Raw genomic sequence first — 1506 nt, forward strand, 5'->3', positions numbered from 1 at the left:
CAGGTCAGACATCCCATGGCGTAGGGATGTCAAGCGGCTCCGGCGAGGGTTGCGTGGTGTGACCACGCGGTGGCCTCGTCGTAGAGGGTGCGGGTCTTGAGGCATCCGTGGAGGATGCCGACGAGACGGTTGCCGAGCTGGCGCAGGGCGGGGTTGTAGCCGGCGTCGCGGGCGCGCTGTTTGTCGTAGTAGCGGCGGGCGCCGGGCGAGGTGTTGATGGCGGAGAAGGCCTGTTTGTGGAGGGCGTCGGCGAGGCGGTCGTTGCGCGCATGGCGGGCATAGACGGCGTGAGTCCTGCCGGAGGCGCGGGTGATCGGGCTGGTGCCGGCGTAGTTCTTGCGGGCCTTGGCTGAGGCGTAGCGGATGGGGTCGTCCCCGAACTCGGCCAGCACCCGGGCACCGGTGATCTCGCCGATGCCGGGCATCGACAGATAGATCTCAGCGTCCGGGTGCGCGAGAAAATGCGCGCTCACCTGCTCTTCCAACGCGGCTATCTGCTCGTTCAGCGCGATCAGCAAGTTGGCGTGCGCGGTCGCCGCCGCGGCATAGGCGGCGGCGACCGGGGCGGCGACGCCGAGCTGTGGCTCGCGCAGGCCGGCCTGGATCGCGGCGGCCCGCTGGTCCCGGTTGCGCCGGCGGTGCCGGGCGAGCACCGCGAAGATCTGCGGCTTCGTCAGCTTCGCCGCGGTCTCGGGCGTCGGGGCCTTGACCAGCAGTTCCAGCGCGTCGGTGCTGGTCAGCTCCAGACCCGCGTAGGCGTTGAGTGCGTTGGGGAAGTACTCACGCAGTGTGTTCCGAAGCCGCTGGAAGGCGCGGGTGCGTTCCCAGATCAGGGTCTGGTGGGCACGGGCGACGACCTTGATCGCCTGGGCCTGGTCGCTGTCCCCGGCGACCGGCCGCAGCTGGTCGCCGTCGATGCGGACCATGTCGGCCAGCGCGTGGGCGTCGCCCTTGTCACTCTTGGCCCCCGAGGTGCCGTACCGCTCCTTGAACCGCGCCGCCTGGCGGGGGTTGACCGCGTAGATGCGGTAGCCGGCCGCGATCAGCGCCTGCACCCACGGGCCGCGGTCGGTCTCGATCCCGACCGCCACCTGCCCGGGCTCCAGGTCCTCACCGCCGTGGCGCGCGATGAGGGCATGCAGCTTCGCGATGCCCTCCACACCCTCCGGCATCCGCGCGGTGCCCAGCCTGCGGCCCGTCTCGTCCTGGACCTCGATGTCGTGGTGGTCTTCGGCCCAGTCGTCGCCGATGAACAGCAACAGTCTCCCCAGCTTCTCTCGTGCGTTCCCTGCGTGCAGCCCGCGGAAGGCACGGCTCGCTCTCTAATGGATCAAGTGCTCACGCCCAACCGCCCGGCGGGCACGCCATCCCATCAGCAGTCAGGCCTCCCGGCCGACCAGCGGGGGCACGGTCTGACCTCAGAACTCGCAATGATTCGGAGACCTGGAGTGCTCACCTGCTGGCGGCTACGGACCGTAGTCTTCCCCACGGCCCGACAAGGCCCAT

General features: G+C 69.9%; 1 protein-coding gene. It reads right to left on the reverse strand.

Features of this window, described 5'->3' with window-relative positions; translation table 11 throughout:
* Positions 1 to 29: 29 nt before the first annotated feature.
* A complete protein-coding gene (locus ACZ7GZ_RS43335; protein WP_471033358.1) occupies positions 30 to 1259 on the reverse strand; it encodes an IS110 family RNA-guided transposase in 1230 nt (409 codons plus the stop codon).
* Positions 1260 to 1506 lie beyond the last annotated feature (247 nt).

Source organism: Streptomyces sp. NPDC037288 (assembly GCF_055603265.1).